Source organism: Vibrio cortegadensis, assembly GCF_024347395.1.
In the GTDB taxonomy this organism is placed as follows: domain Bacteria; phylum Pseudomonadota; class Gammaproteobacteria; order Enterobacterales; family Vibrionaceae; genus Vibrio; species Vibrio cortegadensis.
This window is the reverse complement of the sequence record NZ_AP025472.1, coordinates 3,003,205-3,017,097: the sequence shown is the minus strand read 5'-3', so window position 1 is coordinate 3,017,097 and position 13,893 is coordinate 3,003,205. Positions and strand designations below refer to the sequence as shown.

Below are 13,893 nucleotides of genomic sequence, written 5' to 3'. Positions count from 1 at the left end.
ATAATCACTAGTTTCGTACTGTTTGTTTTCGCTTTTTAAAGCGAAAGTAAATTAAGTCGAAACAAAAGATATCAATGAACTGAGTGACCAATACAAGTTCTTAGAACTTGGCACAGTCAATTCATTATCATTCTGTTGGAATGGTAATAGCTTTAAAATTACATAGTAGTTTTGAAGTCAGTATTCATTGAGCCGCATCTTAGGATGCAAAAAACTTTAATTGAAGAGTTTGATCATGGCTCAGATTGAACGCTGGCGGCAGGCCTAACACATGCAAGTCGAGCGGAAACGAGAAGTAGCTTGCTACTTCGGCGTCGAGCGGCGGACGGGTGAGTAATGCCTAGGAAATTGCCCTGATGTGGGGGATAACCATTGGAAACGATGGCTAATACCGCATAATGCCTTCGGGCCAAAGAGGGGGACCTTCGGGCCTCTCGCGTCAGGATATGCCTAGGTGGGATTAGCTAGTTGGTGAGGTAATGGCTCACCAAGGCGACGATCCCTAGCTGGTCTGAGAGGATGATCAGCCACACTGGAACTGAGACACGGTCCAGACTCCTACGGGAGGCAGCAGTGGGGAATATTGCACAATGGGCGCAAGCCTGATGCAGCCATGCCGCGTGTATGAAGAAGGCCTTCGGGTTGTAAAGTACTTTCAGTCGTGAGGAAGGTGGTGTTGTTAATAGCAGCATCATTTGACGTTAGCGACAGAAGAAGCACCGGCTAACTCCGTGCCAGCAGCCGCGGTAATACGGAGGGTGCGAGCGTTAATCGGAATTACTGGGCGTAAAGCGCATGCAGGTGGTTCGTTAAGTCAGATGTGAAAGCCCGGGGCTCAACCTCGGAACTGCATTTGAAACTGGCGGACTAGAGTACTGTAGAGGGGGGTAGAATTTCAGGTGTAGCGGTGAAATGCGTAGAGATCTGAAGGAATACCAGTGGCGAAGGCGGCCCCCTGGACAGATACTGACACTCAGATGCGAAAGCGTGGGGAGCAAACAGGATTAGATACCCTGGTAGTCCACGCCGTAAACGATGTCTACTTGGAGGTTGTGGCCTTGAGCCGTGGCTTTCGGAGCTAACGCGTTAAGTAGACCGCCTGGGGAGTACGGTCGCAAGATTAAAACTCAAATGAATTGACGGGGGCCCGCACAAGCGGTGGAGCATGTGGTTTAATTCGATGCAACGCGAAGAACCTTACCTACTCTTGACATCCAGAGAAGCCAGCGGAGACGCAGGTGTGCCTTCGGGAACTCTGAGACAGGTGCTGCATGGCTGTCGTCAGCTCGTGTTGTGAAATGTTGGGTTAAGTCCCGCAACGAGCGCAACCCTTATCCTTGTTTGCCAGCGAGTAATGTCGGGAACTCCAGGGAGACTGCCGGTGATAAACCGGAGGAAGGTGGGGACGACGTCAAGTCATCATGGCCCTTACGAGTAGGGCTACACACGTGCTACAATGGCGCATACAGAGGGCAGCAAGCTAGCGATAGTGAGCGAATCCCAAAAAGTGCGTCGTAGTCCGGATTGGAGTCTGCAACTCGACTCCATGAAGTCGGAATCGCTAGTAATCGTAGATCAGAATGCTACGGTGAATACGTTCCCGGGCCTTGTACACACCGCCCGTCACACCATGGGAGTGGGCTGCAAAAGAAGTGGGTAGTTTAACCTTTCGGGGAGGACGCTCACCACTTTGTGGTTCATGACTGGGGTGAAGTCGTAACAAGGTAGCCCTAGGGGAACCTGGGGCTGGATCACCTCCTTATATACGAAGATTTTCACGATGAGTACCCACACAGATTGATTAGGTTTAAAAAGTAAAAGAGACGATATTGGGTCTGTAGCTCAGCTGGTTAGAGCGCTCGCCTGATAAGCGGGAGGTCGGTGGTTCAAGTCCACTCAGACCCACCAATCCTTTTTAGGTTTGGAACAATATCGACAAACACAGATGGGGCTATAGCTCAGCTGGGAGAGCGCCTGCCTTGCACGCAGGAGGTCTGCGGTTCGATCCCGCATAGCTCCACCATCTTTAAGCACACTTCTTTGAAATATGAAGAATTAAGTGTTTTTAAAAATGGTTTCGAAAGCTTTATGTTTAGAAATCAAGCTCTTTAACAATTTGGAAAGCTGACTGATTTGATTACTTACGAGTAACTCAAATCAAATTTAAAAGTTCTCAATGTTTATCTTTATTGATAAACACACAAACACATTCAAGTGTCTTGTATTCGGAATAATGTTTACATTGTTCCATTATTGAGTCCGGCAAACAGTCATTGAGAATTAACCCTTCTTAATGACAACCAAAAACCTTGGTTAGTTGCCATACACAAGACCCTTTCGGGTTGTATGGTTAAGTGACTAAGCGTACACGGTGGATGCCTTGGCAGTCAGAGGCGATGAAGGACGTATTAACTTGCGATAAGCCCAGATTAGACAGTAAAAGTCTTTTGAGTCTGGGATTTCCGAATGGGGAAACCCACTAGCATAAGCTAGTATCGTTACGTGAATACATAGCGTAACGAGGCGAACTCGGGGAACTGAAACATCTAAGTACCCGAAGGAAGAGAAATCAACCGAGATTCCGAAAGTAGCGGCGAGCGAAATTGGATTAGCCCTTAAGCTTTTAATGATGCAGGTGAAGACTCTGGAAAGTGTCGCAGCAAAGGGTGATAGCCCCGTAACCGACGCATCATAATCAGTGAAATCGAGTAGGGCGGGACACGTGATATCCTGTCTGAATATGGGGGGACCATCCTCCAAGGCTAAATACTACTGACTGACCGATAGTGAACCAGTACCGTGAGGGAAAGGCGAAAAGAACCCCTGTGAGGGGAGTGAAATAGAACCTGAAACCGTGTACGTACAAGCAGTAGGAGCACCTTCGTGGTGTGACTGCGTACCTTTTGTATAATGGGTCAGCGACTTATATTCAGTGGCAAGGTTAACCGTTTAGGGGAGCCGTAGGGAAACCGAGTCTTAACTGGGCGACACAGTCTCTGGATATAGACCCGAAACCGAGTGATCTAGCCATGGGCAGGTTGAAGGTTGAGTAACATCAACTGGAGGACCGAACCGACTAATGTTGAAAAATTAGCGGATGACTTGTGGCTAGGGGTGAAAGGCCAATCAAACTCGGAGATAGCTGGTTCTCCCCGAAATCTATTTAGGTAGAGCCTCGGACGAATACTACTGGGGGTAGAGCACTGTTAAGGCTAGGGGGTCATCCCGACTTACCAACCCTTTGCAAACTCCGAATACCAGTAAGTACTATCCGGGAGACACACGGCGGGTGCTAACGTCCGTCGTGAAGAGGGAAACAACCCAGACCGCCAGCTAAGGTCCCAAATTATTACTAAGTGGGAAACGATGTGGGAAGGCTCAGACAGCCAGGATGTTGGCTTAGAAGCAGCCATCATTTAAAGAAAGCGTAATAGCTCACTGGTCGAGTCGGCCTGCGCGGAAGATGTAACGGGGCTAAGTAATAAACCGAAGCTGCGGCTGCACACTTAGGTGTGTGGGGTAGGGGAGCGTTCTGTAAGCGGTTGAAGGTGGTTCGTAAGGGCTGCTGGACGTATCAGAAGTGCGAATGCTGACATGAGTAACGATAATGGGAGTGAAAAACTCCCACGCCGGAAGACCAAGGGTTCCTGTCCAACGTTAATCGGGGCAGGGTAAGTCGACCCCTAAGGCGAGGCTGAAAAGCGTAGTCGATGGGAAACGGGTTAATATTCCCGTACTTCTTATAATTGCGATGGGGGGACGGAGAAGGCTAGGTGGGCCTGGCGACGGTTGTCCAGGTTCAAGTGCGTAGGCTAAGAGTTTAGGTAAATCCGGACTCTTGTTAGGCTGAGACACGATGTCGAGCACCTACGGGTGTGAAGTCATTGATGCCATACTTCCAGGAAAAGCCTCTAAGCTTCAGATTATAAGAAATCGTACCCCAAACCGACACAGGTGGTCGGGTAGAGAATACCAAGGCGCTTGAGAGAACTCGGGTGAAGGAACTAGGCAAAATGGTACCGTAACTTCGGGAGAAGGTACGCTCTTGGCGGTGAAGTCCCTTGCGGATGGAGCTACTAGGAGTCGCAGATACCAGGTGGCTGCAACTGTTTATTAAAAACACAGCACTGTGCAAAATCGTAAGATGACGTATACGGTGTGACGCCTGCCCGGTGCCGGAAGGTTAATTGATGGGGTTAGACTTCGGTCGAAGCTCTTGATCGAAGCCCCGGTAAACGGCGGCCGTAACTATAACGGTCCTAAGGTAGCGAAATTCCTTGTCGGGTAAGTTCCGACCTGCACGAATGGCGTAATGATGGCCACGCTGTCTCCACCCGAGACTCAGTGAAATTGAAATCGCTGTGAAGATGCAGTGTACCCGCGGCTAGACGGAAAGACCCCGTGAACCTTTACTACAGCTTGGCACTGAACATTGACCCTACATGTGTAGGATAGGTGGGAGACTTTGAAACCGCGTCGCCAGATGCGGTGGAGTCAACCTTGAAATACCACCCTTGTATGCTTGATGTTCTAACGTAGGTCCCTTATCGGGATTGCGGACAGTGCCTGGTGGGTAGTTTGACTGGGGCGGTCTCCTCCCAAAGAGTAACGGAGGAGCACGAAGGTGGGCTAAACACGGTTGGACATCGTGTGGTTAGTGCAATGGCATAAGCCCGCTTGACTGCGAGAATGACAATTCGAGCAGGTACGAAAGTAGGTCATAGTGATCCGGTGGTTCTGAATGGAAGGGCCATCGCTCAACGGATAAAAGGTACTCCGGGGATAACAGGCTGATACCGCCCAAGAGTTCATATCGACGGCGGTGTTTGGCACCTCGATGTCGGCTCATCACATCCTGGGGCTGAAGTCGGTCCCAAGGGTATGGCTGTTCGCCATTTAAAGTGGTACGCGAGCTGGGTTTAGAACGTCGTGAGACAGTTCGGTCCCTATCTGCCGTGGGCGTTGGAAGATTGAAGGGGGCTGCTCCTAGTACGAGAGGACCGGAGTGGACGAACCTCTGGTGTTCGGGTTGTCACGCCAGTGGCATTGCCCGGTAGCTAAGTTCGGAATCGATAAGCGCTGAAAGCATCTAAGCGCGAAGCGAGCCCTGAGATGAGTCTTCCCTGGCACTTTAAGTGCCCTAAAGGGTTGTTCAAGACTAGAACGTTGATAGGCAGGGTGTGTAAGTGCTGCGAGGCATTGAGCTAACCTGTACTAATTGCCCGTGAGGCTTAACCATACAACACCCAAGGGGTTTTGATGGACTCGATATATACAGACAAACTTGAATGAGTTTAGAGAACAAAAACAGCTTTCCAGATTACTTTTCTGAAAGAAAATCAGAGAAGAAAGAATTTGCTTGGCGACCATAGCGTTGCGGACCCACCTGATCCCATGCCGAACTCAGAAGTGAAACGCAGTAGCGCCGATGGTAGTGTGGGGCTTCCCCATGTGAGAGTAGGACATCGCCAGGCTTGTTTACTTGTTTTTAGATTTTGAAAAATCTAAAGGCAAAACTAGATAAAGCAATCTAACCATAAGACTTTATTTAGTAAAAGATACCACTGCGGAGTGGTAGTTCAGTTGGTTAGAATACCGGCCTGTCACGCCGGGGGTCGCGGGTTCGAGTCCCGTCCACTCCGCCACTTATTTTAAAAAGCCCTAATCGAAAGATTAGGGCTTTTTTACGTCTGTAACTTAGACAAAATTATAGTCTTTATGCTTATATAGACGGTATAGGTGATACTACATGTGTCGCTAATACAAAAGCCAAAGTGGATCAATCTAGACCTAGAATGCATTTGAAACACTAAGACATCCTACCTCGACGAGCTCGAGATGTTATGCGATTGGTTATCCGTTGATCTTTTGGATGTATGCAAAGATATTCTTTACATCTTTTTCTTCCAATACACTTCTCCAGGCCGGCATGCCTTCATTACCGTTTAGCACAGTATCGATAAGTTCATACTCAGGCTCAAACCACGAGTTTAGACCTTCGTAAATATTTGAGGGTTGCTCTGATAAAGCCTTTCCAGCTAGGCCGTCGCCATGACCTAATTCACCATGGCAAGAAACACATAGGGTTTTGTAAGTACTCTCACCTGCGCTGATATTAATGTTGTCGGCATAAGCACCAGTACTGATAGTTGCAATTAGTAAAATGGCAGTGATCTTTAGCATAAGCTAGGCCTTCTGTATAATTGGATTACCTATAGTGTATGCTATGTTTGATGAATGAAGACTGAATGAAATGTTCAAAAAAGCCGATGATAAACATCGGCTTAATCACGATAATGGCTAATGATATTTTAAGCGGGATTCATTAGCTCTAGAGCTTTACGAGACACCTCATGGGCTGCTTTCGTTAAGTTTTGCTTCTCTAGCGCGTCAGAAAGATAACTGTAGTCAGACACGCTTGCACGTAACTCTAGTGCTTTTTCAAAGTGGTCTTGTGCTTCTTTCCACTTTTGATCTCGTAAGTAGAATTGAGCTAGAGCACTGTGCGCTTCCGCATTGCTACTGTCCTTATTCAATGTTTTTTCCAATAGGATCGTCGCAGGATATGCATCAGGAAGATTCATTTCAGGCAATAGGGTAAAAAGCTCAGGGCTTGGGTTCTTTTTCAGAGCTTCTTTGACAACCGTATAGGCTTCAGAATCAGCTTTTCTTGCAATAAGCTGTTTAACAAAGCAATGAGTTAGATGTTGGCTCTGCTTTACTTTGCGAGGTAGGGAGTCCCAATGGCTAATTAAGCCTTCACTTCCTTGTTGTTGAGCAACCTCTGTTAATAAACCGCACTGCGCCGTTTGAGTTAAGCTCGCGTGCTCTTCACTATCGATTTGCTTAGCTTTAACAAGTTTAGGCAGCAAATCCAATAGTGGTTGCCATAGGCTTAATTCCATGTAGGTGGTTTTCAGTAGGTTCAATACAATGCTGTTATTTGGGTAACTTGATTTAAGTGATGACAAGATATCGAATGCTTTATCAAATTCACTATCGCGTACCGATTGCTTCGCCTTAGTTAGCTCAACAGCAAGGTGAGAGTTTTCTTCTTTACTTGCTAACGCTAAATAGTTATCACGCTTCTCTTTATCGCCCATGCCTTGTGCTGCTTCAGATGCGACTAAATAGCAGAGTAAAGGCATATCGTGGTGGTTTGCCCAGCGAGTGACTTTTTTCTCAGCCCCTTTCCAATCACCTTCTAGCAATTTTATGATGCCTTCGTTGGTATAGCGGCGAGAACGCTTCAACTTACGGACGCTAAACCAGTTCCATGTTGTTGAGCTTGCGTACAATGCTTTTTTAAATAGGAACTCTAAGCCAAATAAGATAGCAAGCAGTGCAATAATCATTAGCACTAATGTAGTGACACTCATCTCTATGGTTTTTTCAGCGATAGAGATCAGTACGTAACCCTGCTGTCCTGAAAATTGGGTTCCGACGAATAGTCCAGCCCCAAGGATAATGAAAAGAAAAATCCAACGTATCATTATTTCTCCTCCGTAATGATGGTTGTCACTTCACGGCGCAGACGATCGGTTATTACATCGGATAGAACATTTTGTGTTTGCAGTTTCACTGGGTATTCAACCTGAACATTCTGCTTACTTAGCTGATTCAAACTCTTATTGAACTCTTTTACGGCATTATCATCTTGATTGAAGAAAGCTTGAGACCAATCATTCGCGACCGATAAAGCCGTGGTGTATATCTCTTGTTGGTCAACATAAACAGCTTTGATTGCTGTTTCTAATTTGGCTTTAATGTTCTCTCTTAAATAGAAGTGCTGCTCAGGAGAGAGAAGAGGGATGACATTACCATCACGAGTTCGGAAGGTAATAAACTGCTCGGAGAATGCTTTGAGTGAGGTCGTTAAGTTAGTCTGCCAATCATTGATATCTTGAGATACTTCTTTTTTAACTTCTTGAGGTGCGTCAGGAAGAATTGCATTGGCTAATGGAAGTTTATTCACTTGCTGTTGAAGGCTTGTTAAGCGTAGAACGAGACCATCTCTATCAATGAGTGGAATGGTTCTTAATTTGGTGATGTCGTTAGCCATTGCTTGACGCAGAGGGACAAGGCTTGGATCATTCAATGCCGCTATGCGCTGATCCGCACTTTCCATTAGCTTAGTTGCACTTACCACGTCCTGTTCTAGGAATAATTTACGGCCTGCAAGTTTTACTAGGTAATCGGCTTCTGCTAGCAACCAATCATTTGGTCGGCGGCCTTTAACATCGGCAATCGCAAGTTGAAGGCTTTCAATGCTTTTTTGTTGTTGACCTAAAATGACTTCAGCTTTATGGCTCGCAACCGTCGCTTTCTCGATGGTTTCATTTTTAACGTTATTAAGCTCACTCTGCATTGATGTTTGAGCTTGTCCTAGCTGATCTTTTAATGCTGAGATTTGTTGTTGGTACTCGGCATCTTTTTGCTGCATTTGGAATGTTAATCCGCCACCAAAAATAATGGATAAAATAATCGCAACAGTACCGAGTTTGACGCCGCGTTTTCCTTGTTTTTCTACAAATTCAGCAGGTTGTGCTGGCGCATTTTCTTTCTCAGGTTGAGGAGGCATGCTTTGCTCTTCTTGCTTGGCTTCAGGCGTAAGGCTTTCGGCTTCAACAGAAGTTTCGTCAACTACGGGGTGGTTTTTTTCGTTCTTATCTTCAGGTTCAATATGCTGATTGTTTTTTTTACTTGTCATACTTATATCCTGTTGTGCTATGGCTGGAGAGTAGCCAGTAAATCTGAATTTGATGCGCTACCTACGTTCAGCGCGTTTATAAAGCCTAAATTTATTGCTGTTTCTACAATACGTTGACTTGGAACGAGCAGTTGAAGGTTAAACAGCCAAGTCTGATAAATTGGTGGTGTTTGAGAGACAAGAAACGCGAGTTGTTCACTACTTGTTATCACAATGCGAGTAACGTCATGTTGTTGCCAATAAGGGAATGCTGATTCTGCAGAAAATGAGATAAATTCTCTGCAGTAGGTTTCACAATATTCAACCTTTGCTTGGCGTTGAACTAAGCGTTGATAAATTAACTCACGGCCACCATTACCGCGTAAAATTAAAATTCTTTTTCCATCAACATCTTGTAGTTCTGGTATTTCCAACAAGTGCTCACTATCCCCTACAAGCGGATAGTTTACTTTTTGTTTCGATAGTTTGCTTAAATAGTGTGCTGTTTTTTGACCAACGCCAAGGTAAATAATACCCGCAGGCCAGTTTGAAGAAGCATTTGAGAGCAATTGCTGGGCGAAATTTACAGCGTGTTGGCTTATGGCTATTAAGATGTCACATTCCGCAAGTTGGTGAGCTAAATTGTTTCCATTAGGGTTTGCGACAATATTAATGAGCGGATGGTGGATTGCAGGAATCCCCACCCCCACCAATTGCTGGCAAAGTTCTCGCCCTTGTTGATCGGGTCTAGTGACCAACACAGTCATGATTAATCGTGTTCAGAGTAAAGTTTTTCTAGAATTTCACGCGCACCATCTTCTAAAAGTTGGTTGGCTAAAGTCACACCTAGAGTTTCCGCGTCTTCTCTATGGCCTTTAATTTCACCACGTACAATTTTTGAACCGTCTGGTTCGCCAACAAGCGCACGTAGCCAAATATCATCGCCATCGAGTAAAGAGTAACTGCCAATAGGAACTTGGCAGCCACCTTCTAAGGTGAGGTTCATCGCTCGCTCACATAGAACGCGATCGGCTGTGTCTTTGTGATTTAATGCACTAAGTAGTGAAATAACGCGTTCGTCATCTAGGCGACATTCAATACCAACAGCACCTTGGCCAACAGCAGGCAATGATTGTTCCGGTTCGATAAAGCTGCGAATGCGTTCTTCAAGTTCAAGGCGCTTTAGCCCCGCAGCCGCAAGTACAATAGCATCATAATTACCAGCATCGAGTTTGCCTAAGCGAGTTCCAACATTACCGCGCAACTCTTTGATGATTAAATCAGGACGCTGCTCTTTCAATTGACATTGACGGCGTAAGCTACAAGTCCCAACGGTTGCACCTTGAGGTAAGTCTTCAATGCAATCATAAGTATTTGAAACAAAGGCATCACGTGGGTCTTCACGTTCACAAATCGTCACTAAGCCTAAGCCTTCAGGAAAATCGACTGGCACATCTTTCATTGAGTGAACAGCCAGATCAGCACGGCCTTCTAGCATCGCGACTTCAAGCTCTTTTACGAACAAACCTTTGCCGCCAACCTTTGCAAGTGGTGTATCAAGAATGATGTCACCTTTAGTTACCATGGTAACCAATTCGACTTCTATACCTGGATGGGCCGCTTCAAGTTCGGCTTTAACAAAGTATGCTTGCCATAGTGCTAGAGGGCTTTTGCGAGTCGCAATGCGGATAGGGGAAGAGTTTGTCATTTGAGTTCCGATACTTATCTATTAATGGGGTAATCGTACCATTCAAATATCGAAAGTATTACTGTTAGATCGAGTCTGTGATAATTCGGTGATTGAATATGAATAATTAGCCAAAATAGTGTGACAAAGTTCTCATTTGATAGATGGACTATTATTAGTGAAGAGCATTAGAGTGGACACTATCGGCGCTCAAGCGTTTGTCAGTTTTTATCTCTTTGTTCGCTGAGATATGAAATTGCAAATTCTTTACCATTCAGGATAAAAGTGTTAAATTGATCACGTTTTGTTGTCGCTTTAGAATAAAACATAAACAAAACGTGCGTTTATACTCAAACCAAGGAAACACCTTGCAGGCTTACACTCAAACGTTAATCCAAAGATTAGATAACCTTAATCAACAGCGCATTGATCGTGCGTTAGCTCTCATGGATTTAGCCAGTCAGCGAGTGTTCCATCTCATTCCTACCCTATTTCATTTTAATCACCCTGTGATCCCTGGTTACTTCGATCAACAAGTGCCTTTTGGTATCCATAATTTTGAACTTAATGATATTCAATCGCAGTTTATTGAAGATACCCAACTAACTATTTCCCAAGAGCTTAATACAGCAGAAAAGCCTGCGATATTGGGCTTGTATACCATGGGCAGTACTTCATCTATTGGGCAAAGTACATCAAGTGATTTAGATATTTGGGTATGTGTATCACCACAAATGAGTAGTGATGATAAAGAGAATCTGAGTAATAAATGTTTACTAATCACTGATTGGGCGAAAGGTTATGGTGTTGAAGCGAACTTCTTTTTAATGAATGAAGAGCGTTTCAGAAGTAACCATTCTGAGGAGATGACCGGAGATAACTGCGGGTCTTCTCAGCATTTACTTTTGCTTGATGAATTCTATCGTTCGGCTGTGCGCTTGGCGGGCCAGCGATTGCTGTGGCAAATTGTGCCTCCAGAAATGGAAGAGTGCTACGACGAATATGTGCAAGGCTTGTGTGACCAAGGTTACATTGATTGTTCTGACTGGATTGATTTTGGCCAATTGAACCATATTCCAGCAGAAGAGTATTTTGGCTCAAACTTATGGCAGTTATACAAAAGTATCGATTCGCCATACAAATCCGTATTGAAAGCCATTTTGCTTGAAGCCTATTCGTGGGAGTACCCTCACACTCAGTTATTAAGTATTGATACAAAGCGTCGTTTTTTCGCCCATGAACCCGATCTCTATGGCATGGATGCGTATTACTTGATGCTTGAGAAAGTGACTCGTTACTTGGTTCGTATCAATGATACGACTCGCTTGGACTTAGTTCGACGTTGTTTCTACTTAAAAACCCATGAGAAGTTGTCCCGAGAGCCTAGTATGGGATCGGTAGCTTGGCGTCGTGAAGCGCTCAGTGACATGATCCAAAAATGGGATTGGAATGAGTCGGTTATTGAAGAATTAGATTCACGCCGTAATTGGAAGGTTGAGCTCGTTCAAATTGTACATCATTCATTACTAGATGCTTTGATGTTGAGTTATCGAAACCTGATCCAATTTGCTCGTCGTAATGGCATAACGTCTGCGATTAGTCCGCAAGATATCAGCATATTAGCTCGAAAACTGTATGCCGCTTTTGAAGTGCTTCCAGGAAAAGTCACCTTACTTAATCCACAGATCTCGCCAGATTTACATGAAGAAGATCTTAGCTTTATTGAAGTTCGAGAAGGGCGCAGTAATAAAGCCGGTTGGTATCTATATAAACAGCCGTTGATCGCTCATCGAATTATAGGTCAACCAGCGTTAGAGCATCATGAATACTTAAGCAAGCTAGTTGCGTGGTCATTTTTTAATGGCTTGATCACGGAGTCGACCCGTTTGCATTCGGTTGTTCGTGACGCGCATATTGATATTGATAAGTTTTACCAGATGGTCAGCGACTTGAGAAATACCTTCTCGCTTCGTAAGCGTCGCCCAAGTATGCAAGCGTTAGCGAGCCCGTGTGAAATTAGCCAACTGGCGATGTATATTAACTTTGAAGATGATCCGACTGCTGAATTAAGTGGTAAGTCTCTTAAGGTTGATTTGAAAAATATCGATATTTTTAGTTTCGGGCCTGAAGCAAAAAGCTTAGTGGGCAGTGTGGATTTGGTGTATCGAAATTCATGGCACGAAGTCAGAACCCTGCATTTTAAGGGTGAAACCGCCATGCTAGATGCATTGAAAACGGTACTCGGAAAAATGCACCAAGATGCGATTCCCCCTGAATCCGTTGATGTGTTCTGCTACAGCAAGAATTTGCGCGGTGTGATGCGTAATATGGTGTATCAGCTTTTGGCTGAATGTATTGATTTGCGCCTTAAACCCGTAGAGCAAGAGAAACGTCGCCGTTTTAAAGCGATTCGTCTGGCTGATCAAATGTATGGCCTGTTTTTTGAACGCCGTGGCGTATCGGTACAAAAACTCGAAAATTCCGTCGATTTCTATCGCAGCATTTCGACCAATAAGCTGAAAGGCTCACCGCTGTTGATGTTGGATCGTGATCAGGAGTTCCAATTACCACGAGTAGTGGATGGCTTTGCGAGTGAAGGTTTGATTCAGTTTTTCTTTGAAGATACAGATCAAGGTTTCAATATCTATGTATTAGATGAAGCGAACCAAGTGGAAGTGTATCACCAGTATAATGGTGAAAAAGATGAAATGATCGCAAGCGTAAACAGCTTCTATACCTCGGTTAAAGATGAGAACCAAGTTTCGTCGAAATACATTAACTTCAACTTACCGCAGTACTACCAAATCGTACATCCGGAAGATGGAGAAGCTTACGTCGTGCCTTATCGTAATGATTCATCACCGCACTCTAAACCCTCTAAAGCGGTGAATGCTTAGGTTTCAGCTTTTGGGTATGAAAAAGGAGTGATGATTCACTCCTTTATTGATTTCATTGCTTATCAAGTGATCTAAATGAGCAGGTTAAACCCAATCAATCGCTTCACCAGCGTGTTTTACGCACTCTTCCTTAACCATCTCAAAGAGTTCGATACCCGTTTTCGAGCATGTCCATTTATCATCAATTAATTTGAAGTGAAAACCACCCGAACGAGACGCTAACCAGATCTCATGCATTGGCTCTTGGCGATTAATGATGATCTGACTGCGATCATCAAATTCAAGCGTCATCACATTGCCAGATGTCTCAAAATCAATATCCGCACCCGATTCATCGATCGCTTCTTCAATGTTTTGCATCTGTGTATCTACAAGTTGATGAAATTCCGTATCGTTCATCCCGTCTATCCTATTGCTTTTCTTGAGTGTGGTGCGATTATAGGGGGCATTGAATCAATAATCACGATATGCAAAATGAAAAAATCAATCGCAGCCTTGTTTATGCTCTCTTTACTTGCCCTTTCAGGGTGTGGTCAAACCGGTGCGCTCTATCTACCAGAGCAAGCTCAACCAAGTGAACAGACGCAGTAATTGCAGTCGTTTTTTATAAGGGAAAAGAA

Annotated in this window: 8 protein-coding genes, 3 tRNA genes and 3 rRNA genes; 8 read left to right on the top strand and 6 right to left on the bottom strand. The window is 44.9% G+C overall.

Annotated features, from left to right (window positions below; translation table 11 throughout):
- Positions 1-217 precede the first annotated feature (217 nt).
- From OCV39_RS14045 to OCV39_RS14020, 6 genes are all read left to right on the top strand, one after another.
- Positions 218-1,762: ribosomal RNA gene (locus tag OCV39_RS14045) — 16S ribosomal RNA — on the top strand.
- A gap of 69 nt (positions 1,763-1,831) precedes the next feature.
- Positions 1,832-1,908: transfer RNA gene (locus OCV39_RS14040), tRNA-Ile, on the top strand.
- A gap of 39 nt (positions 1,909-1,947) precedes the next feature.
- Positions 1,948-2,023, top strand: a tRNA-Ala gene (locus OCV39_RS14035).
- 325 nt (positions 2,024-2,348) lie between these two features.
- Positions 2,349-5,239, top strand: a 23S ribosomal RNA gene (locus OCV39_RS14030).
- 119 nt (positions 5,240-5,358) lie between these two features.
- A 5S ribosomal RNA gene (gene rrf, locus OCV39_RS14025) occupies positions 5,359-5,474 on the top strand.
- The 16S, 23S and 5S rRNA genes sit together here with 3 tRNA genes alongside, the layout of an rRNA operon.
- A 94-nt stretch (positions 5,475-5,568) precedes the next feature.
- Positions 5,569-5,645: transfer RNA gene (locus OCV39_RS14020), tRNA-Asp, on the top strand.
- Positions 5,646-5,853: 208 nt separating this feature from the next.
- Here OCV39_RS14020 and OCV39_RS14015 read toward each other — a convergent pair.
- The 5 genes from OCV39_RS14015 to hemC all read right to left on the bottom strand — a co-directional run bounded on the left by OCV39_RS14015 (position 5,854) and on the right by hemC (position 10,397).
- Positions 5,854-6,183 (bottom strand): c-type cytochrome, encoded by a 330-nt coding sequence (locus OCV39_RS14015; protein ID WP_171757347.1) that lies wholly within the window; start codon positions 6,181-6,183, stop codon positions 5,854-5,856.
- Between the two features lie 128 nt (positions 6,184-6,311).
- Positions 6,312-7,493 carry a heme biosynthesis protein HemY gene (locus OCV39_RS14010; protein WP_261888648.1) on the bottom strand — a complete coding sequence of 394 codons (1,182 nt, stop codon included), beginning with the start codon at positions 7,491-7,493 and terminating at the stop codon, positions 6,312-6,314.
- Positions 7,493-8,710, bottom strand: a complete 1,218-nt coding sequence (locus OCV39_RS14005) for a uroporphyrinogen-III C-methyltransferase (RefSeq protein WP_136995770.1) — start codon at positions 8,708-8,710, stop codon at positions 7,493-7,495. Before OCV39_RS14005 ends, OCV39_RS14010 begins: the two co-directional genes overlap by 1 nt.
- Before the next feature lie 17 nt (positions 8,711-8,727).
- Positions 8,728-9,456 (bottom strand): uroporphyrinogen-III synthase, encoded by a 729-nt coding sequence (locus tag OCV39_RS14000; RefSeq protein ID WP_017052857.1) that lies wholly within the window; start codon positions 9,454-9,456, stop codon positions 8,728-8,730.
- Positions 9,457-9,458: 2 nt separating this feature from the next.
- Positions 9,459-10,397 (bottom strand): hydroxymethylbilane synthase, encoded by a 939-nt coding sequence (hemC, locus tag OCV39_RS13995; protein ID WP_261888647.1) that lies wholly within the window; start codon positions 10,395-10,397, stop codon positions 9,459-9,461.
- Positions 10,398-10,744: 347 nt separating this feature from the next.
- Here hemC and OCV39_RS13990 point away from each other — a divergent pair, with 347 nt between their 5' ends.
- Positions 10,745-13,273, top strand: a complete 2,529-nt coding sequence (locus OCV39_RS13990; RefSeq protein ID WP_261888646.1) for a class I adenylate cyclase — start codon at positions 10,745-10,747, stop codon at positions 13,271-13,273.
- Between the two features lie 84 nt (positions 13,274-13,357).
- Here the strand turns inward: OCV39_RS13990 and cyaY are convergent, their stop codons facing one another.
- Positions 13,358-13,672, bottom strand: a complete 315-nt coding sequence (cyaY, locus tag OCV39_RS13985; RefSeq protein ID WP_017052860.1) for an iron donor protein CyaY — start codon at positions 13,670-13,672, stop codon at positions 13,358-13,360.
- 75 nt (positions 13,673-13,747) lie between these two features.
- On the opposite strand from cyaY, the gene lptM reads away from it, so the two are divergent.
- On the top strand, positions 13,748-13,864 hold the full coding sequence (gene lptM / locus OCV39_RS21250; protein ID WP_017052861.1) for an LPS translocon maturation chaperone LptM: 117 nt from the start codon (positions 13,748-13,750) through the stop codon (positions 13,862-13,864).
- Positions 13,865-13,893: the final 29 nt, after the last annotated feature.

Excerpts from the sequence above, each read along its gene's own strand:
- OCV39_RS14015 (WP_171757347.1), bottom strand. The coding sequence starts at position 6,183 with ATGCTAAAGATCACTGCCATTTTACTAATTGCAACTATCAGTACTGGT.
- OCV39_RS14010 (WP_261888648.1), bottom strand. The coding sequence starts at position 7,493 with ATGATACGTTGGATTTTTCTTTTCATTATCCTTGGGGCTGGACTATTC.
- OCV39_RS14005 (WP_136995770.1), bottom strand. The coding sequence starts at position 8,710 with ATGACAAGTAAAAAAAACAATCAGCATATTGAACCTGAAGATAAGAAC.
- OCV39_RS14000 (WP_017052857.1), bottom strand. The coding sequence starts at position 9,456 with ATGACTGTGTTGGTCACTAGACCCGATCAACAAGGGCGAGAACTTTGC.
- hemC (WP_261888647.1), bottom strand. The coding sequence starts at position 10,397 with ATGACAAACTCTTCCCCTATCCGCATTGCGACTCGCAAAAGCCCTCTA.
- cyaY (WP_017052860.1), bottom strand. The coding sequence starts at position 13,672 with ATGAACGATACGGAATTTCATCAACTTGTAGATACACAGATGCAAAAC.
- lptM (WP_017052861.1), top strand. The coding sequence starts at position 13,748 with ATGAAAAAATCAATCGCAGCCTTGTTTATGCTCTCTTTACTTGCCCTT.